General features: G+C 67.2%; 17 protein-coding genes and 1 tRNA gene. 8 read left to right on the plus strand and 10 right to left on the minus strand.

Annotation, left to right across the window (positions count from 1 at the left end; translation table 11 throughout):
* The first annotated feature begins 15 nt into the window (after positions 1-15).
* Positions 16-852 (plus strand): SDR family oxidoreductase, encoded by an 837-nt coding sequence (locus tag ACH438_RS17310; protein ID WP_397006216.1) that lies wholly within the window; start codon positions 16-18, stop codon positions 850-852.
* A 26-nt stretch (positions 853-878) separates the two neighbouring features.
* On the opposite strand, the gene ACH438_RS17315 is transcribed toward ACH438_RS17310, so the two are convergent.
* On the minus strand, positions 879-1,589 hold the full coding sequence (locus tag ACH438_RS17315) for a TIGR03943 family putative permease subunit (RefSeq protein WP_397006218.1): 711 nt from the start codon (positions 1,587-1,589) through the stop codon (positions 879-881).
* A complete protein-coding gene (locus ACH438_RS17320) occupies positions 1,586-2,590 on the minus strand; it encodes a permease (RefSeq protein WP_397006220.1) in 1,005 nt (334 codons plus the stop codon). Before ACH438_RS17320 ends, ACH438_RS17315 begins: the two co-directional genes overlap by 4 nt.
* Positions 2,591-2,927: 337 nt before the next feature.
* Here ACH438_RS17320 and ACH438_RS17325 point away from each other — a divergent pair, with 337 nt between their 5' ends.
* The gene (locus ACH438_RS17325; protein WP_397006222.1) at positions 2,928-3,380 is read left to right on the plus strand and encodes a pyridoxamine 5'-phosphate oxidase family protein; all 453 of its coding nucleotides are present in this window, start codon (positions 2,928-2,930) and stop codon (positions 3,378-3,380) included.
* Between the two features lie 18 nt (positions 3,381-3,398).
* On the opposite strand, the gene ACH438_RS17330 is transcribed toward ACH438_RS17325, so the two are convergent.
* Complete coding sequence (locus tag ACH438_RS17330; RefSeq protein WP_397006224.1) at positions 3,399-4,148, minus strand: SDR family NAD(P)-dependent oxidoreductase; 750 nt, start codon at positions 4,146-4,148, stop codon at positions 3,399-3,401.
* A gap of 148 nt (positions 4,149-4,296) precedes the next feature.
* Between ACH438_RS17330 and ACH438_RS17335 the strand changes: the two genes are divergently transcribed.
* Both ACH438_RS17335 and ACH438_RS17340 read left to right on the plus strand, forming a co-directional pair.
* On the plus strand, positions 4,297-5,289 hold the full coding sequence (locus ACH438_RS17335) for a zinc-binding dehydrogenase (RefSeq protein WP_397006226.1): 993 nt from the start codon (positions 4,297-4,299) through the stop codon (positions 5,287-5,289).
* Between the two features lie 29 nt (positions 5,290-5,318).
* The gene (locus ACH438_RS17340; RefSeq protein WP_397006228.1) at positions 5,319-6,380 is read left to right on the plus strand and encodes a sigma-70 family RNA polymerase sigma factor; all 1,062 of its coding nucleotides are present in this window, start codon (positions 5,319-5,321) and stop codon (positions 6,378-6,380) included.
* Here the strand turns inward: ACH438_RS17340 and ACH438_RS17345 are convergent.
* Complete coding sequence (locus ACH438_RS17345) at positions 6,325-6,819, minus strand: hypothetical protein (protein WP_397006230.1); 495 nt, start codon at positions 6,817-6,819, stop codon at positions 6,325-6,327. The genes ACH438_RS17340 and ACH438_RS17345 overlap by 56 nt on opposite strands.
* 190 nt (positions 6,820-7,009) lie before the next feature.
* Here ACH438_RS17345 and ACH438_RS17350 point away from each other — a divergent pair, with 190 nt between their 5' ends.
* Both ACH438_RS17350 and ACH438_RS17355 read left to right on the plus strand, forming a co-directional pair.
* The gene (locus ACH438_RS17350; RefSeq protein WP_397006232.1) at positions 7,010-7,528 is read left to right on the plus strand and encodes a TetR/AcrR family transcriptional regulator C-terminal ligand-binding domain-containing protein; all 519 of its coding nucleotides are present in this window, start codon (positions 7,010-7,012) and stop codon (positions 7,526-7,528) included.
* Positions 7,529-7,626: 98 nt separating this feature from the next.
* On the plus strand, positions 7,627-8,331 hold the full coding sequence (locus ACH438_RS17355; RefSeq protein ID WP_397006234.1) for a CocE/NonD family hydrolase: 705 nt from the start codon (positions 7,627-7,629) through the stop codon (positions 8,329-8,331).
* 37 nt (positions 8,332-8,368) lie between these two features.
* Here ACH438_RS17355 and ACH438_RS17360 read toward each other — a convergent pair.
* From ACH438_RS17360 to ACH438_RS17375, 4 genes are all read right to left on the minus strand, one after another.
* Positions 8,369-8,441, minus strand: a tRNA-Arg gene (locus ACH438_RS17360).
* Positions 8,442-8,558: 117 nt separating this feature from the next.
* Entirely contained in the window at positions 8,559-8,942 is a 384-nt protein-coding gene (locus ACH438_RS17365) for a DUF5313 family protein (protein ID WP_397006236.1), read from the minus strand.
* Positions 8,943-9,040: 98 nt separating this feature from the next.
* Positions 9,041-9,961 carry an SAM-dependent methyltransferase gene (locus ACH438_RS17370; protein WP_397006238.1) on the minus strand — a complete coding sequence of 307 codons (921 nt, stop codon included), beginning with the start codon at positions 9,959-9,961 and terminating at the stop codon, positions 9,041-9,043.
* 125 nt (positions 9,962-10,086) lie between these two features.
* Entirely contained in the window at positions 10,087-11,556 is a 1,470-nt protein-coding gene (locus tag ACH438_RS17375; RefSeq protein ID WP_397006240.1) for a flavin-containing monooxygenase, read from the minus strand.
* A gap of 398 nt (positions 11,557-11,954) precedes the next feature.
* Between ACH438_RS17375 and ACH438_RS17380 the strand changes: the two genes are divergently transcribed.
* Positions 11,955-13,592, plus strand: coding sequence for a long-chain fatty acid--CoA ligase (locus ACH438_RS17380; protein ID WP_397006242.1), 1,638 nt, complete (start codon positions 11,955-11,957; stop codon positions 13,590-13,592).
* 148 nt (positions 13,593-13,740) lie between these two features.
* Positions 13,741-15,360, plus strand: a complete 1,620-nt coding sequence (locus ACH438_RS17385) for an acyl-CoA synthetase (RefSeq protein ID WP_397006244.1) — start codon at positions 13,741-13,743, stop codon at positions 15,358-15,360.
* A gap of 18 nt (positions 15,361-15,378) precedes the next feature.
* Here ACH438_RS17385 and ACH438_RS17390 read toward each other — a convergent pair whose 3' ends face one another.
* Both ACH438_RS17390 and ACH438_RS17395 read right to left on the minus strand, forming a co-directional pair.
* Positions 15,379-15,801, minus strand: a complete 423-nt coding sequence (locus tag ACH438_RS17390) for an EF-hand domain-containing protein (RefSeq protein WP_397006246.1) — start codon at positions 15,799-15,801, stop codon at positions 15,379-15,381.
* 109 nt (positions 15,802-15,910) lie between these two features.
* Positions 15,911-17,614 carry a metallophosphoesterase gene (locus ACH438_RS17395; RefSeq protein WP_397006248.1) on the minus strand — a complete coding sequence of 568 codons (1,704 nt, stop codon included), beginning with the start codon at positions 17,612-17,614 and terminating at the stop codon, positions 15,911-15,913.
* Positions 17,615-17,780: the final 166 nt, after the last annotated feature.

Below are 17,780 nucleotides of genomic sequence, written 5' to 3' on the forward strand. Positions count from 1 at the left end.
GAAGGAGTGTGAGCCATGACCACTCTCGTTATCGGAGCGCGCGGCAGCGTCGGGCGCCACGTCGTCGATCAACTGCTCGCCGCGGGAGAATCGGTGCGCGCGTCGGTTCGCGATATCGCGACTGCCGATCTGCCACCACAGGTTTCGGTGGTCGCCGCCGACCTGACCCGCCCCGAAACCCTCGCCCCCGCACTGCACGGCGTGCGCGACGTTTTCCTCTACGCACCCCCGGACGGCGCGGAGGCCTTCGTATCCGCCGCCCGCGCAGCCCGGATCGAGCATGTGGTGCTGATGTCTTCGGGCAGCGTCCTGCTGCCCGACGCCGCCGGTAATCCGATCGCCGAGGAACACCGCGCAATCGAACGCACGCTGGCCGCATCGGGCTTGTCCTGCACGCCGATTCGTCCCCTCGTCCTCGCCAATAACGCACTGAACTGGGCAGCATCGATCCGTGCGGAGGGGCTGGTCCGGCTGGTGCATCCGGAAGCGGTCACCGCCCCCATCCACGAACGCGATATCGCCGCCGTCGCGGTCGCCGCCCTGACCGGGAAAGCCGAGTCCGATCCCAGCGCCCTGCTGACCGGCCCCGAACCCGTGACCCACCGCCGCCAGGTCGAGTTGATCGCCGCCGCAATCGGACGCGACATTCGGGTCGAGGAATTGACCGAGGCGCAGGCCCGCCGCCGCTTCGGCGAATTCGAAGACCTGACAACCGTCGATGCGATCCTCTCGTTCATCCGCTCGGCCGCGCACGGGGGCTCACCGACGACGGATACCGCGCGCCGTGTACTCGGTTATCCCCCTGTGTCTTTCGCGGAGTGGGCCGACGAGCACGTATCCGACTTCCGCTGACAGCGCCGGTCTCCGCCCGGCAGCCGTCAATGGGGTAGTTCGTATGTGCCTGCCGGGGCGGGGATCTGGTGGTAGTCGGTGACCTTGAAGGTGGGGATGCGCGAGGGGTCGCGGGTGGCGCTGCCGGGGTCGACGGTGCCGCGGACCTCGAGCCAGGTGTTGTCGGCGATACGGTCGTGGATGCCGTCGAGGTGGATGTAGAGGTAGCGGGCGTCGGCTACGCAGCAGGTGATGAGGACACGGGCCAGTTCGAGGGTGGAATCCCCGGGGGCGATGACGAAACCGGAGACTCGCACCTCCCGGCCGTCGAGGGAATGGGCGGAGTCCAGGACTGCGCGCTCGACCAGGTCGTACATGGTGAGGGTCGGGGCGGGGTCCTCCGGGAGGGGCGGGAAAGGGTGCTGCTGTGGCTGATCGGCGGCCACCGGCATGGGGGCCGAGGTGGTGACGGCGGCGGCGCCGAGGGCGGGCGGGCCGATGAGCAGGAGAGCGGCGGCGGGCGCGAGGAGCAGCCATTGCGCTCGGCCGGTGCCGTGTTCATGGTCGTCCGAGGGGCGGGCGCGCCGGATATCGCGCACGATCGCGATGATTCCGAGCAGCAGGAAGCCCGCGCCGCTGATCAGCAGGAACGGGAACAGTCCGGGCTTCACGTAGCGGAGGTAGCTGCCGTCCAGGGCCGTCCACAGCACGGCGCCGCCGATCAAGAGCAGCAACAGATTCTGGGTTTCCCGGTTCATCGGGCACCGCCCAGGCAGAGATATCCGGCGATCGTGCCGCAGACCACCGCGACCGCGAAGGTCAACGGCGAGAACCGAATCGCGAACCGCCGCCCGAAACTGCCCGCCTGCATGGCGAACAGCTTCACATCGACCGCGGGCCCGACCACCAGGAACACCAGCCGCGGCAGCAAGGGCAGCGCGGACATGCTCGACGCGACGAACGCATCCGCCTCCGAGCACAGCGCGAGCACGATGGCCAGCAAGGCCATCACCAGAATTGCGATCACCATCTCCCCGCCCAGCCGCTGATACCAGGTGGGCGGCACCAGGACGTGCAGAGCCGCCGCGGCCGCCGCGCCGAGCACGAGAAAGGCGCTGGCCTGCAACAGATCATGCCGCGCCGCCTCGGTGAACACTTCCCAGCGGGTGCTGCCCTCGGTGCAGTGGTCGTGCCCGCGACTCCGCGGCAGCATCCAGCCCGGACGTCCGATCCTGGACCAGAGCAGACCCATCACGAGAGCGGTGGCCAGCGAGCCGACGAACCGCCCCCACACCATCCCCGGCTCGCCCGGAAACGCGACCGCCGTCGCGACCAGCACCACCGGATTCGTCGCCGGCGCGGACAGCAGAAAAGCGAGGGCCACCGAACTCGGCGCACCCTGATCGATCAGCCGCCGCGCCACCGGCACCACACCGCATTCGCAGCCCGGCAGCGCCATCCCCGCCAGCCCGGCGACTCCGATGGCCGCGGTCTCGTTGCGCGGCAAGGCCTTACGCAACAGGGCAGGCGAGACGAAGGCCGCGATCCCGCCACTCACCAGTACACCGAGCACCAGGAACGGCACCGCCTGCACGAAGACACCCACGAACACGGTCGTCGCGGTCTGCAGCCGCGCGAACGAGCCCACCACCGTGGCCAGCCACGCCTGCGCGATGATGCCCACGGCCACCAGCCCGGCGAGCACGTACGTCGGAGAGACCTTGGCGCGCTCCGCGGGCGGCGCCTGCTGATCGACCATCGCTACATCCTCGCAGGCGGGTGCCTCGAGATCCTGGCAGTCGAGTCCGCTTGGCGGGCCTTGCGTATTCGAGTCCGCGTATCGTGGCTATCAATCGCCTCTGAGTCCCGTAGCGCGGCTCTCGATCGGGTTCGAGGTCATCATGGTTTTCGCAGCACTCCCTTCGGCATGCGCCGCAACAATTTCCGGAGCCTTCGCGGGCGAACGAGACGGTTCGGCGCCGCAATCCGCCCATCGGTGGCGGATTCGGTACCTATCGCGCCTGGAAGAGGCGGAAATTCGGGCGCGCCCGGTGCGTGGCTGGAGTGCGCGGCCGGCGTCCTTCAGGGTGGATCCCATGGACCGACACCTCGCCGATTTCCTCGGGAAGACCCCCGACGCCGCAATGATCACGCTCCGCGCGGACGGTTCGGCCCACATGGCTCGAATCGAGGTCGCCGTGGTGAACGGGCGGCTCTGGGCCTCCGGCTCCGCGGCCCTGGTTCGCACGCACAACCTCCGGCGTGACCCGCGCTGCTCGCTGTTCGTCTTCGGCGCCCACCCGGACTGGGTCGGCGTGGAAGCCGTCGTGACCATTCTCGAGGGCCCCGAAACCCCGCGTCAGCTGGTCGATTTCATGCGCGCCCGGCACGGGGAGGCCGCCGGCCCCGGCATGGTCTTCGGCCACGACGACGAATTGGGCCACGACCGCCCCTTCACCGAAGCCGAATTCATGGACCACGTCCGTGCCGAACGACGCCTCATCTACCAGTTCGAAATCAACCGCGTATACGGCAACTACCCGCAGTGAACGAAACGCCGCCGCAGGTCAACGGGCGTCGGTTGTGCTGCGGCTGAGTGCGATATGCGGGAACTCGACCGAGATCGGCGGCTGTCCCGCCTGCAGCTCCCACGCCTGCCCGGTGCCCTTGCCGTGCGCGATGTCCACGGCCGCGGCGGCGATCTCCTCCGGCTCGGCGACGGCGTAACCCTCCCCGTGCAGGTGGTCGATCAGAGCATCGGGCACCATGCCGGTCCGGGCGAAACCGGGACAGATGGCATTGAAGGTGATTCCGGCCTCCGCCCACTTCGGCGCGAGCGACCGCACCAGCCCGATGACCGCGTGCTTACTGGCCCCGTAAATGGGATCGAACGGCGTGGGCGCCACACCCGCGAGGCTCGAGGTCGCCACGATCGCACCGCCACCACGCGCCCGCAACGCGGGCAAGGCAGCGTGAATGCCGAACATGACTCCATCCACATTGACCGCCATGGTCCGCCGATAACGCTCGACGTCGAAATCCTCACCGACGCCGCCCGCACCCCCGGTCCCGGCATTCAGATGAACCACATCCAGCCCCCCGAACGCGGACACCGCGACCTCGACCGCCGCCCGATTATCGTCCAGCCGCGCAACATCGGCGGCGACGAAATGCCCGCCGGTCTCCGCGGCGACCGCCAACCCCGCGTCCTCATCGATATCCACGAGCACCACCTGCGCCCCGCCGCGCGCATAACACCGCGCCAGCGCCGCACCGATACCGCTCGCGGCCCCGGTCACCAGCACCACTTCGCTCATCGTCTTTCCTCCGCTGCTCCTCGAAATCGCTTGCACCATCGAACATATGAGTTCCGGGGTGTCACCGACATGCGTTTGGCTCCCCGCTCGGGTGGGGCTGTCCCCACCCGAGCGATTCCTTTCCGTGGTGGCGGAGGTCTACCTTGTTATGAGCCTTCCCACGACCATGCGCGCGCTGCGGCAAATCTCGCTGAACGGCCCGCAGGACCTGCAACTGATCACCGACGCACCGGTGCCGACCCCTGGTGCAGGGGAGAGCCTGATCCGAGTGCGCGCTGCGGGCATCAACTTCCGCGATATCTCGCAGGCCCGCGGCACCAGCCCGGGCGGTCCGCCGCCGCCGTATATCGCGGGGTTCGAGGCCGCCGGTGAGATTGTTGCGGTGGGCGAGGCGGTGACCGGTCTCGAAGCTGGTGCTCTGGTTATTGGCGTCGGATACGGCGCTTTCGCCGAGTACATGGTGCTGCCCGCGGTCGCGGCAGTACCGGTCCCAGCGGGCTGGACGACTGAGGAGGTATTGGGTCTGGTCGTGAACTGGCCAACCGCCCTGGCTGCACTCAGACCGCTGGGTTGTCTTGCTGCCGGGCAGACCGTGCTGATCCATGCGGCCGCGGGCGGAACCGGTCAGGCCGCGGTGAAAATGGCGAAACACTATGGCGCAAAGGTCATTGCCACCGCTTCGCCCGGCAAGCACGAGACGGTGCGAGCGCTCGGCGCCGATCATGTCCTGGACTCCCTTGGCGTCGACCTCGCCGCCGAGGTACTGCGGCTGACCGAGGGCGTCGGCGTCGATGTAGTCCTGGAGTCGGCCGGCGGCGGCACTTTCGGTGCGAGCCTGGCCGTGGCCAAACGAGTCACCGGCCGGGTCATAGTCTACGGCCTGGCAGGCGGTGGAGCCACGCTGTCCAACTGGGATCTGGTGTACCAGCACCAAATTCACGTAATCGGCCTCAATATCGGCGCCCTGATCCAAGCCGCCCCGCAGATCTTCGGCGAGGTGATGCGAGAACTCTTCACCCTCATAGCCACCGGCGTACTTACCCCCGTCCGCCCCACCACCTACGACCTGTCCGATGCCCCGAAGGCCCTCGCGGAACTGGAATCCCGAGCCACCGTCGGCAAACTGGCCCTACTGCCCTGACCGCCCCCCCGCGCCCTAAGCTCACCCGCATGACGTCGCCTGCGGGGTCGCCACCGAGCCAGGACCGTTTCGCCGCCGAAACCGAACGTTTCCGCCGCGAACTGCTGGCCCACTGCTACCGCATGGTCGGCTCCGCCCACGACGCCGAAGACCTGGTCCAGGAAACCTACCTCCGAGCCTGGCGCTCCTACCCCACCTTCGAAGGCCGCTCCTCGATCCGCTCCTGGCTCTACAAGATCGCCACCAACGTCTGCCTGACAGCGGTGGAGCCGCGCCGCATCCGCGTCCTGCCCTCGGGCCTGGGCGGCCCCTACGGCGGCCCCGATCGCATCCCGGATCTCATTGCACCAGAGCATGTCTCGTGGTTGGAACCCCTCCCGGACGAGTGGATCACCCCACCCGCCGACGATCCGGCAGCAGTGGTGATCGCGCGCGAATCGCTACGCCTGGCCCTCATCGCGACCCTGCAACACCTCCCCGCCCGCCAACGCGCCATCCTCCTCCTACGCGAGGTCCTGGCCTTCACCGCACCCGAAACCGCCGAAATCCTCGACACCACCACCGCAGCAGTCAAAAGCGGCCTGCAACGCGCCCGCGCCCGCCTGGACGACCTGGCCCCCCAGCCCGCCGCCCTACTGGAACCGACCGACCCCCACGCCCGAGCCCTCCTCGACGGCTACATAGCGGCCTTCGAAAAATCTGATGCCACCCTCCTGGAACAGATCCTCCGCACCGACGCCACCCTGGAAGCAACCCCCTTCCGCGACTGGCAAGCCGGCCGCACCCGCTGCATCCACCTACTAGCCACCTATGTACTAGGCACACCAGGCGATTGGCGCATGCTCGCCACCACCGCCAACGCCCAACCCGCCGCCGTCATCTACCACCGCGAACCCCCCGGCCCCCACCACGCATATGGCGTAGTAGTTCTCGACACCACCCCCACCGGCGTCTCCCGCGTAACCGCCCTCCACGACCCAACCCTGGTCCCACTCTTCGGTTTCCCGGACATCCTCAGCGCGTGCGTATCCGAGGTCAGCGGGGCGCCGGTACGTCGACGACCAGTTCGGCGGGGCTGGGGTTCGTGCTGACCTGAATACTCACCCGGCCCGAGCCGGGGAAAGTGAAGAAGGTGGCATTCCAGCCGTAGTGGCTGTCGTATCGGGTGGATTGGGTATCGGTCGCGGTGACGCCGGTATCGAGATTGGTGGCGGTGACCGTCGCGGAAATCGAACAGTTGGTGCCCGCGGCGGGAGAGCCCGACATCGAAGCCAGCGGATTGTCGGCGGCGTCGGCCTTGAAATTCACCTGGACCTGCACCGAACTGTCGAAGAAGGTCGCATGATCGCCGCCCTGCTGGCCCTGTTGGGGCGAAGCCGACGCGCTGACCGTGCCCGAGCAGCCGTCTCCACCATCGACGTGAGCGGGATCGAAGGACGATGTATCCGCGGACGCCGGGCCGGCCGTCGCCGCGAACGCGATAACCGGAAGAACTGATACTGCCGCAACCCTGAGTATGCCTCGCATCATGAACTCTGTCGTAGCACGAACCGGCCGTGAAGATCGACTTTTGCAGCGCCTGGCCGTCCGGCGCGGCAGTTTAATGCAAATAGACTTGCATTGTGGACTCGGTTAGCCTTCGACCATGACGCAGCCGCAGCCTGGTCGCGCCCGGCCTGGGGGGCGTACCGAACGCACTCGCCGGACGGTTTTCGATGCTGTGCGGTCGCTGTTCGGGGAGGGGCGTGATGTGCTGACTGTTCGGGAGGTTGCCGAGCGGTCGGGCGTGCATGAGGTCACCATCTATCGGCGGTGGGGCACGATCGAATCGCTGGTGCTGGATGTTGCGGTCACCGAGCTCATCGAGGAGTCGCCGTTTCCTGACTCGGGCGACCTTCGGCGCGACCTGCTGGAGTGGGCGAATTCTGTTGCCGCACAGGTGAAGACGCATGAGGGGTTTGCCTTCTATCGGGCGCTGGCCATGGCTGGGTCCGCCCTCTATGGCAGCGCGGAGGAAGAGCCGGCGGCTGATGGCCGCGCCTATCTGCGCCGGCGCACCGATCAGATCCAGCAGGCGATCGATCATCATCGGGTCACGCATGGTGGGAACCCGCCGAGCGTGGAGCGGATCTTCGATGTCGTGCTCGCGCCCATCTATCTGCGCGCGATCATCGGGTACGCCACTCCCGACTCCCAGCTCGAAACGCTTGTCGACCGGGCCTTCGCCGGCGATCTCTGAGCAGACCACAGCTATGCAAGATCTCTTGCGTTAGTGATGGCTGTCCCACACTGGTGTTAATGCAGGCTTTTTTACATTAGTTGGTTGAGGGGTGTGTTGTGAGCGAGAACTACCCACCGAAAAGCGAAGTGCGAGAAGGCATGCGCGTCGACTGGGATGTGCGGATCACCATGGACGACGGCATCACACTCGCCGCTGATGTCTTCCGCCCGGACGACGACGATCCCCATCCGGTACTGCTCGCCGCCGGCCCTTACGGCAAGGGGCTGCCCTTCGCCGAGGGCTACCCGCATCAGATGGAGAGCCTGCTCCGCGAGCACCCGGAACTCTCCGAACATTCCACGAACGCCTACCAGGTTTGGGAGTACCCGGACCCGGAACGCTGGGTCCCGGCCGGCTACGTCTGCGTTCGCATCGACACCCGCGGTACGGGCGGCAGCGAGGGTGCCATCGATTTCTTCTCGCCGCGCGAGACGCGGGACCTCTACGACTGCATCGAGTGGGCCGCCGCGCAGTCGTGGAGCACCGGCAAGATCGGCATGCTCGGCATCTCCTATCTTGCCATCAACCAGTGGCAGGTCGCCGAGCTCGCGCCACCACACCTGGCCGCGATCTGCCCGTGGGAGGGTGCGTCGGACTACTACCGCGAGTTCACCCACCAGGGCGGCATCACCTCGGAGTTCATGCCCAGCTGGATGCCGTACCAACAACGGCCAGACAACCCTGACCGGAACCCCCGGCCAACGTCCGTACCTACTCCTGCCCGTCATCCCGCGCACATAGCCCGACTCCCGCTGCTCTAAAGGCCCTCTGAGCTGGGTAAACGAGGATTTCAAGAAGTGCCCTCGGCAGGATTCGAACCTGCGACACCCGCTTTAGGAGAGCGGTGCTCTATCCCCTGAGCTACGAGGGCTGGGCGGCGGCTGCGGGGCATGCTGCCTGGCGGGACGTCGGGGAGTCTACCCGGTAGGAGGGCGGGGAGCCGCATTCCCGGTGGGTGGGGGCGGTGGTGGGGCGGTGCGAGGGGCATTCAGTGGGGGTGATTGGCGGTGTAGAGGGCGCGTTCGTGGGGGGTGGCGTGGAGGATGCCGGGGGCGTCCAGGTTTTCGGGGAAGCCGTGCTGTGTCAGGCGGAAGGCGCGGTTGGGGGCCATGTAGGCGGCGCAGTAGAAGAGGGCGAGGATCAGGGAGAGGAGGGTCATGGCGGCGCGGATCCAGAAGGGGCCGGGGAAGAAGAGGAGGAAGGCCGCGAAGATGGGCAGGAAGGGGGCCATGCCGCGGATGAGATGCCTTGTGTAGGCGTGCTTTCCGGTGAGGTCGTGGAGGACCCAGGCGTGCAGGTCTTCGGGCATGGGGCGGCCTACGGTGTAGCCCAGCCATTCGGGGAAGGTGGGGCGGCGGCGCTGGCGGGTCATGGTTTGCTCCTTTCGGCCGTTCAAGTTCGAGCGTGCCCTTGCCGCGGCCGGCCGGGTAGACCGCGGCGACCTATGCCGTCATAGATCCGGGTTATGGGCTAACTCTTGGTGCCGACCGCGATGATGTAGTCGGCCCAGGGGCCCCAGACCAGCAGGCCGGGGCGGCTGAAGGTGGCGCGCAGCACCGGGTTGACGCGGTGCATGTCGGGGTCGCGGAGGCGCTTGCCGAGGAAGCGGGCCAGGGGGAAGTAGACGTCGCGGCGGATCGAGTAGACGTTCACCTGGTCGAAGCCGGCCGCTTGCAGGGCCTTCCGATAGCGGCCGAGGTCGAGGACGTCACGCTCGACATGGTCACCGGGCTGCTGACGTGACTCGGCGCGATCCTGCACGCGCAGCATGGGTTCGGTGATCGCATTGCGGCGCACTGTGATATCGGCGGTCACCAGTTTGCCGCCGGGCTGCAGGACCCGATGCGCCTCGGCGAAGAACTTTGCGCGCGAAGGAAAGTGGAAGGCCGATTCGAGGGCCGTCACCTTGGTGCAGGAGGCGTCGGCGCGCGGCAGATCGATGGCGGAACCGTATTCGAAGCGAATACGGTCGGACAGTCCGAGCTCCGCGGCCCGCCGGGTCGCGATATCGATCTGCTCGGTGGCGATGTTCATGCCGATGATCTCCTTGGGCCCGTATTCGCGGGCCCACAGGAAATCCTGGTCGCCGTAACCGAATCCGACGTCGAGCTGGATATCGCCGGGTCCGAGTTCGGCCTCCCGGGCGACCAGCCGGGCCAGGTCGCGGCTGGCCTCGTCGAGGCTGTCGGGTGCGTCGTGCCAGTAGCCGAGGTTGATGAAGAGGGAATCCTCGCCGAACAGGTTCTGCGGGCCGACGATGTCGTAGACCCGGCCGACGCGCTGGCCCGTCGGCAGGAAGGGGACCTTGGCCCACTCCAGGCATTCGCGGGCCCAGCGCGAGGTGCGCTCGGGCAGGGTTTCGACCGGGATGCCGGCGGTGGTCAGCGTCATTGAGACCTCCGAAGGGATCGGATAATCCCCGACGCCGTCGCCTGTGTCTCAGACAATCTAGCGCCGAGATGAACACAGTCTCAGACAGTTGCCGCGCCCAGTCAAGGAGCGGTGCCCGCACCCGGTCAGCGCCGGGCCGCCCGCCGCTCGTCGAAATCCTTCGGCGTGAACCGGCTCGTCTTCCAGCGGAACAGCACCGTCGCACCGGGCCAGTTATTGGTGATCCGGCCGGACGCATTCCGATACCAGCTGGAACAGAAGTTCCAGGGCGTGTCCCGCAACCGCCGCTGCAGCCAATCGTCCCAGCCCTGCTCGACCTCCGGCCGCGCCGACAGGAACTGCCCCGGCTTACCGGTCAGATACCGCACCACCTGCCGGATGTACCGGGACTGCGACTCCAGCATGTAGATGATCGACCCGGACCCCACATTGGTATTCGGCCCGTACATCATGAACAGATTCGGGAATCCGGGCACCGACATGCCCAGGTAAGCGCGCGCACCCTCCGGCGACCATTCGTCGGCCAGCTTGCGTCCGTCGATGCCGTAGATGTTCATGGGCGCAAGGAATTCCGTCCCCTTGAAACCCGTGCCATAGACGATCACGTCCACCGCATGCTCGACGCCATCCGCGGTGCGAATCCCCTTGGGCGTCACCGACTCTATGGCCGTCGTCTCCACACTCACATTCGACTGCCCGAGCGCCGGAAAGTACTCGTTGGAGAAAAGCCCGCGCTTGCACCCGGCCGCATAGTCGGGAGTCAGCTTGGCGCGCAACGCCTCATCCGGCACCTGCTCACGCCGATGCCGGTCGGCGATCGCGATCACCGGCGCCTTCATGGCCGGAATATCGGTGAGCGCCAAGGCGAGTACCTCGAAGAAGCTCCAGATGGCGAACCGCTCCGCCAGCTGCGTCACCGGCACGTACTTGAACAGTGCGTGATGCAGCGCGCTGTACTCGGTATCGAATTTGGGCAGCACCCACGCCGCCGACCGCTGGAACAGTGTGAGGTGCTCGACCTTCGGCTGAATCGCCGGAATGTATTGGATCGCACTGGCTCCCGTGCCGATACAGGCCACCCGCTTCCCGGTGAGATCCACCGAGTGATCCCATTCCGCCGAATGGAAGGCCGCACCCGTGAAGGTGTCGATCCCCGGCAGATTGGGCAGCGCCGGCCGCGACAGCTGCCCCACCGCCGGGATGAGGACATCCGCGATATGGGTGACCCCGTCGGCGGTGTGCACCCGCCAGATCCCGGACTGCTCATCGAATTCCGCGTCGGTGACCTCCACCCCGAATTCGATCCGGGACGTCAGATCGTACTTCTCGGCGACCGTGCCCATGTACTCGTGGATGTCGGCCTGATGCGAGAACCGCCGCGGCCAATCGGATTTCGGTTCGAACGACCACGAGTACAGCGGTGACGGCACATCGCAGGCCGCGCCCGGGTAGGTGTTCTCCCGCCAGACGCCGCCCAGATCTTCGGCCTTCTCCAGGATGGTGAAGTTGCCGATCCGGTTGCGCATCAGTTCCAGCGCCATGCCGAGCCCGGCGAATCCGGCGCCGATGATGAGGATGGACGGTTCTCGCTGCATAGCTGAACGGTAGAGCTATCACCGCTGGTGGCGAAGACATGCCCGGTCAGTGAATCGGTATTTTCGGCCACGGTGCTGACCTGCGCCGATGTCCTCGACTGGACAGCTCACCATCGGCCTGCATATATTCACGGAAGATATTGCTCCAATTTGCTTGTCCTGGTTGGTGATTGGCTGTTTCTGTGGCGCCGCAGGGGGCGTCATCAGCGCGTCGTCGCAGATCAGGACCTCCGGGTCGGCCGGTCGTCGTGTTGGGCGGTGGCGGGCCGGCCGACAAAGCTGCGGGCGGCGAATGTGGGGTTCGCCGCCCGCAGCTCTTTGTGTCCGATTTCGGCTATCCTGCGGGCTAGTGACTCAGTTCACTCTTCAGTTGGCACTTGGCGAGGAGCGGTTGGGAAATGTTGAGCACCATGCAGGACGAGCAGCTGTCATTGGCGACGCTGCTGCGCTACGCGTCGACCTTCCAGGGCGACAGCCACGTCTCCACCTGGACCGGTGACGGGGTTCGCACGCAGACCTACCGCGAGGTCGGAGAGGATGCCGCCCGGCTCGCCAATGCGCTGTACGGCCTGGGTATCCGGGTGGGTGACCGGGTCGGCACGTTCATGTGGAACAACAACGAGCACATGGTCGCCTACATCGCGGTGCCCGCGATGGGCGCGGTGCTGCACGCGCTGAACATTCGCCTGTTCCCGGAGCAGCTGGTGTTCGTGGCCAATCACGCCGAGGACCAGGTGGTCATCGTGGACGGCTCGCTGCTGCCCATGTTCGCCCAGTACCTGCCCGGCATGAAGACCGTCCGGCACGTCATCGTGGCCAACGGCGACGCGAGCGCATTGACCGCGCCCGCGGGCGTCACCGTGCACTCCTACGCGGAACTGCTGGCCGCGCAGTCGGACACCTACGACTTCCCGGTCATCGACGAGCGGTCCGCGGCCGGCATGTGCTACACCTCCGGCACCACCGGCGACCCCAAGGGCGTCGTCTACTCGCACCGCTCCAACTGGCTGCACGCCATGCAGGTGATCTCGCCCAACGGCATGGGCTTCACGGCCCGCGACAATGTGCTGGCCATCGTGCCGCTGTTCCACGCCAACGCCTGGGGCATCCCGTACGCCACCCTCATGTCCGGCGCGAATGTGCTCATGCCCGACCGCTTCCTGCAGCCGCAACCGCTGCTGCAGATGATGGCCGACCAGAAGCCGACCTTCGCCGCGGCCGTGCCGACCATCTGGGGCGGCGTGCTCGCCGGCCTGCAGGCCAACCCGCAGGACATCACGCATCTGCGCACCTGCGTGGTGGGCGGCTCGGCGGTACCGCCGGCCATGATGCGCGCCTTCCAGGATCAGTACGGCGTCAAACTGCTGCACGCGTGGGGCATGACCGAGACCTCCCCGCTCGGCTCGGTGGCGCACCCGCCGGTCGGCGCGGAAGGTGAAGCCGAGTGGGCTTACCGCTACACGCAGGGCCGCTTCCCGGCCGGCGTGCAGGCGCGACTGGTCGGCGAGGACGGCACCATCCAGCCGAACGACGGCGTCGCCTGGGGCGAGCTGGAGGTCAAGGGCCCCTGGATCACCGGCGCCTACTACTCGCCGAGCGGTTCGGCGGTCGACGCCGACAAGTTCCACGACGGCTGGCTGCGCACCGGCGATGTCGGCAAGATCAGCCCCAATGGCTATCTGACCCTGGTGGATCGGTCCAAGGACGTCATCAAGTCCGGCGGCGAGTGGATCTCCTCGGTGGATCTGGAGAACGCCATCGTCGGCCACCCGGCGGTCGCCGAGGCCGCGGTCATCGGCATCCCGGACCCGAAGTGGGACGAGCGGCCGCTGGTCGCGATCGTGCTGGCCGAGGGCGCGGACGCCAAACCCGAAGAGCTGCGCGACTTCCTGGCCGACAAGTTCGCCAAATGGCAGCTGCCCGAATACTGGACCTTCATCGAGGAAGTCCCGAAGACCAGCGTCGGCAAGTTCGACAAGAAGCGGCTGCGCGCCCAGCATGCCGACGGCTCGCTGACGGTCATCACCCTCTCCTGAACGCGACCGCCACCCTCCCGCCCGCGAAGGGAGGGTGGCGGAAACGGTCAACCGCCGCACCCGCCGCTTCGCTTACCGTTGACCCCGAGGGGCCCGCACCACGCTGTCGAGGGCCCCGCGGTCATCGGGGACTAGAAGGGGTGCACGTATGACGCTCGGACTGATCCGATCGGTGGGGGAGCGCGCCTACACCGAACTCGAATCGGCTCGCCTGGTCGCGGGGGCCGGGCTGGCGCGGCTGGAATCACCGACCAATCTGCTGGCCGCCGCCACCGCCATGCTGCGCTACGGCACCCTGGCTGCGGGACTACGGCTTTCGTCCGCCCGCTACCCGGACCGCACCGCCCTCATCGACGAACTCGGCGAGCTGACCTTCGCCGAACTGGAGGACCGCTCCAACCGGCTGGCCAATGCCTGGCGCGAGCGCGGCCTGAAACCCCGTGAGGGCGTGGCCATTCTGGCCCGCAATCACCGCGGCCTGCTGGACGCCACCTTCGCCGCCGCCAAGTGCGGGGCCCGGATCATCCTGCTGAACACCGATTTCGCGGGCCCGCAGATCCGCGACGTGGCCACCCGCGAGGGCACCGACCTGCTCGTCTACGACGACGAGTACGCGCACATGCTCGACGAGGTGACCCCGCGCCGCGGCAGCTACCGGGCCTGGACCGAGGAACCGCGCGACGACAGCCTGGAAGCGCTCATCGCCGCGGGTTCGCCGGAACCGCCGCCGGCGCCCGGCGCGGAACCCAAGATCATCCTGCTGACCAGTGGCACCACCGGCACTCCCAAGGGCGCGCCCCGCGGGGAGCCGAAATCGTTTGCGGCCCTGGGCGGTCTGCTGTCGAAGGTCCCGTTCCGGACGAACGACGTGGTCGAATGCTGTGCGCCCATGTTCCATACGCTCGGCTTCGCCATGGCCGTACTGGCGCTCGGCTTCGGCTCCACCCTGGTGGTCCGCCGCCGCTTCGATCCGCAGACGGCCATCGACAGCGCCGCCGAACATCACGCCACCACCATGATCGTCGTGCCGGTCATGCTCAACCGCATGATGGACCTGGGCGGGCAGGCGTTCACCGGTAAGGATCTGTCGGCGCTGCGCATCATCTTCGTGGCGGGATCCCAACTGGGAGCACAACTCTGCCGCGAGGTGACCGCCGCCTTCGGGCCCGTCGTCTACAACCTGTACGGGTCGACCGAGGTCGCCTACGCCACCATCGCCACCCCCGAGGACCTGGCCGTGGAACCCGGCTGCGTCGGCCGGCCGGTGCTGGGCGCGCGCGTGGAGATCATCGACGAGCAGGGACAGCCGGTCCCGGCCGGCGTCACCGGGCGCATCTTCGTCGGCAATATCATCCAGTTCGAGGGATACACCGGCGGCGGGCACAAGGAGATCGTCCGCGGGCTCATGTCCTCCGGGGATGTCGGTCATTTCGACAGTGCCGGACGGCTTTTCATCGACGGCCGCGATGACGACATGATCGTGTCGGGCGGCGAGAACGTCTTCCCGGTCGAGGTGGAGGAGCTGCTCTACACCCACCCCGCCGTGCGCGAGGCGGCCGTGATCGGCGTCGACGACGAGCAATACGGCGCCCGGCTCAAGGCTTTCGTGGTCGTGCACGACGGCGCGACCTTCACCGAAGTCGAGGTCAAGGAGTACGTGAAGTCGAACCTCGCGCGGTACAAGGTCCCCCGCGAGGTCGTCTTCCTGACCGAACTGCCGCGCAACCCCACGGGCAAGGTGCTCAAGCGCCGGCTGCTGGAGGCCTGAGCAGGGCGCGCGGAACCGTCACTCGGCCAGCGTGGCCAGCAGGGCCGCGAATTCCGCTCGGGACAGGTAGCCGTCGCCGTCGACATCCGCGGCGGCGAGCAGGGATTCGGCCGATTCGTCGGTGAGACCCGGGCAGGTGCGGAGCAGGGATTCCAGCTCGTCGAGTTCGATGAGGTTGTTGCGGTCGATATCGAAGGTGTCGAACGCGGCGTCCGGATCGGTGATCTCCGGATCGTGGTCGGCGCGGGCGGCTTCGAACTCCTCGCGGGAGACGAGCCAGTCGCCGTCGGTGTCGGCGGCGGCGACCAGGCGCTGGACCGCGTCGGCGTCGATTTCGAGGCCGAGAGCGGTGATCCCGGCCAGGATATCGTCGGCGGAGATGAGGCCGTCGCCGTCCTGGTCCCACAGGTCGAAGGTATCGGCGGACTGCTCGCTGGGCACTGGTGCTCCTCGGTGCTGAATGCTTCGTGCTGGAAATGCTTTGCTGCGAGCTGAATTCGATCGCACCGGGGAGCGCCGGTCAAGCGATGTATGTCAAGTCACCGTGAGATCAGGCGCGGACCTGACGGCGGTAGGTCAGCTTGTCGAATTCGCGGCCGTACTCGTCGACCGCGACGACATCCATTTCGCTGGCGAAGAATCCGGGCCGGACGTCCACCCGGATGAACGAATAATTGCGGAATCGGACCCGGGACCAGGGCGCGGCCTCGTCCTGTTTCTCGCCGTCAGGGGTCCATACATAGCTGTTGGGGACGGTGGTGTCGGCAACCGTATTGCCGCGGTAGGTCTCCGGTGAACCCGGCTGGAAACCGTAGCGGGGACGCCCGCCGCCGCCCACCGTGTAATAGACGGTGCCGTCGGTTTCCGGGTAGACGACGGAATTGTCCTCCGCGGCCCGGGTCGCGGCGCCCGCGCGAATCGGATCGGTGCGCTCGAAAACGTGATTGTGGCCCTGCAGCACCAGATCCACCTGATAGCGGTCGAACAGCGCGCACCAGGCATCGCGCACACCCCCGTCGCTGGCATGCGAATCGGTGGTCGAGTAGGCGCAGTGATGGAAGAAGCAGACGATGAAATCGATATTGCCGTCGGCGCGATGCGCGGCCAGCGTGCGCTCCACCCAATTGTTCTGGGCGCCACCGGAATAGCCGGTGTTCGCCTTGATCTCGTAGGAAATGTCATTGGCGTCCAGCGACAGCACCGCCACATTGCCGTAGGTGAAGGTGTACGCCGACGGGCAGCCCGCGGGGCCGTTGCCCGGCAGATCCAGGCGGGCCAGGTGGCCGCCGTAGCCGTGGGTGTCGTAGGCGGCTTCCATATCGTGATTGCCGGTGGCGAACATCCACGGGGTGACCGAGGCGCTCGGCTCGATCGCACCCAGATAGACGTCCCACACATAGGGATTGAACTTGTCGAAGCCGCTCGCGGAATCCCCGCCGGAGGGGACGAACTGCGGGCTCTTACCCGCGCCCGACGGATCGGCGTAGGCGATATCGCCCGCCAGCACATGGAAATCCGGCCGGCTGTCGGCGATCCGGCGCAGCACATTGGTGGCGTGCGGGGTGGCCGGGTCGTTGTCGGGTTTGTAGTAGCGGTCGTCGTAGTCGCCCGGCGCGAGACCCGGCGGCTGGGTGGGAGTCTCGTCGGTGCCCTGATCGCCCATCATGGTGAAACGGAAGGGCAGCACCGCACTCCGCGCCGTGGGCAGGGCGGTGGACGCGGCGCGGGTATCGCCGGTGAAGCCGTCGGAGGTGCGCCAGCGGTAGAAGTGCGGGAGACGGGCGGGCAGGCCGTCGACGGGCGCGTGCACATAGAACTGCTCGGCCGCGAGGACACCGCCGTCGCTCGACGGGATCTGGGTCACCAGGTTGCGTACTTCGGCCTCGAGGGTGCCGCCCAGGGCGGGGGTGGGGCCGTGATCGAGGAAGACCTTGGCGCCCTGCGGATTGCGTGAGAGTTGCGCGCCGAAGCGCAATTGGCTCGCGGCGTCGGGGCCGAAACTCACGTGCCTGCCCGCCACGGCGAGCTGTGCGTCGTCGGCATAGGCGCGCTTGGCAAACGGTGAGCCGCCGAGGGTCGCGACCGCCGCGGCGGCCGTCGAGCCGCGCAGGAAGTTGCGCCGGGAGACCGGGTGGCGGCGCAGGTAGGCGCGGTGCCACTGGTGTTGTTCGGCCATCGTCATGCGTGCGGCCAGGGCTTCGGGGATACCGGTGTCGGGAACATCTCCGGTGGGATTCAACGGATTCGACGGCATGCAGTCGGATGCTGCTCGAAGCGAACCGGACAATCAACCCCCAGGCCATCGCGGCGTGGCGAATTATTGGTTAATTCCGGCGGTTAGGGGTCGTCGCCGCTCCGCCGCGGGTGTCGCGTCACGGTCGTATGCTGAGCACCTTGTCACAGATAGACCTGGGGGAGGG

This window comes from Nocardia sp. NPDC020380, assembly GCF_044386975.1.
In the GTDB taxonomy this organism is placed as follows: domain Bacteria; phylum Actinomycetota; class Actinomycetes; order Mycobacteriales; family Mycobacteriaceae; genus Nocardia.

What these genes read in the sequence shown, in the direction of transcription:
- ACH438_RS17335 (WP_397006226.1), top strand. Translation starts at nt 4,297, where the DNA reads ATGAGCCTTCCCACGACCATGCGCGCGCTGCGGCAAATCTCGCTGAAC.
- ACH438_RS17365 (WP_397006236.1), bottom strand. Translation starts at nt 8,942, where the DNA reads ATGACCCGCCAGCGCCGCCGCCCCACCTTCCCCGAATGGCTGGGCTAC.
- ACH438_RS17345 (WP_397006230.1), bottom strand. Translation starts at nt 6,819, where the DNA reads ATGATGCGAGGCATACTCAGGGTTGCGGCAGTATCAGTTCTTCCGGTT.
- ACH438_RS17320 (WP_397006220.1), bottom strand. Translation starts at nt 2,590, where the DNA reads ATGGTCGATCAGCAGGCGCCGCCCGCGGAGCGCGCCAAGGTCTCTCCG.
- ACH438_RS17325 (WP_397006222.1), top strand. Translation starts at nt 2,928, where the DNA reads ATGGACCGACACCTCGCCGATTTCCTCGGGAAGACCCCCGACGCCGCA.
- ACH438_RS17395 (WP_397006248.1), bottom strand. Translation starts at nt 17,614, where the DNA reads ATGCCGTCGAATCCGTTGAATCCCACCGGAGATGTTCCCGACACCGGT.
- ACH438_RS17340 (WP_397006228.1), top strand. Translation starts at nt 5,319, where the DNA reads ATGACGTCGCCTGCGGGGTCGCCACCGAGCCAGGACCGTTTCGCCGCC.
- ACH438_RS17310 (WP_397006216.1), top strand. Translation starts at nt 16, where the DNA reads ATGACCACTCTCGTTATCGGAGCGCGCGGCAGCGTCGGGCGCCACGTC.
- ACH438_RS17380 (WP_397006242.1), top strand. Translation starts at nt 11,955, where the DNA reads ATGTTGAGCACCATGCAGGACGAGCAGCTGTCATTGGCGACGCTGCTG.
- ACH438_RS17315 (WP_397006218.1), bottom strand. Translation starts at nt 1,589, where the DNA reads ATGAACCGGGAAACCCAGAATCTGTTGCTGCTCTTGATCGGCGGCGCC.
- ACH438_RS17370 (WP_397006238.1), bottom strand. Translation starts at nt 9,961, where the DNA reads ATGACGCTGACCACCGCCGGCATCCCGGTCGAAACCCTGCCCGAGCGC.
- ACH438_RS17330 (WP_397006224.1), bottom strand. Translation starts at nt 4,148, where the DNA reads ATGAGCGAAGTGGTGCTGGTGACCGGGGCCGCGAGCGGTATCGGTGCG.
- ACH438_RS17375 (WP_397006240.1), bottom strand. Translation starts at nt 11,556, where the DNA reads ATGCAGCGAGAACCGTCCATCCTCATCATCGGCGCCGGATTCGCCGGG.
- ACH438_RS17385 (WP_397006244.1), top strand. Translation starts at nt 13,741, where the DNA reads ATGACGCTCGGACTGATCCGATCGGTGGGGGAGCGCGCCTACACCGAA.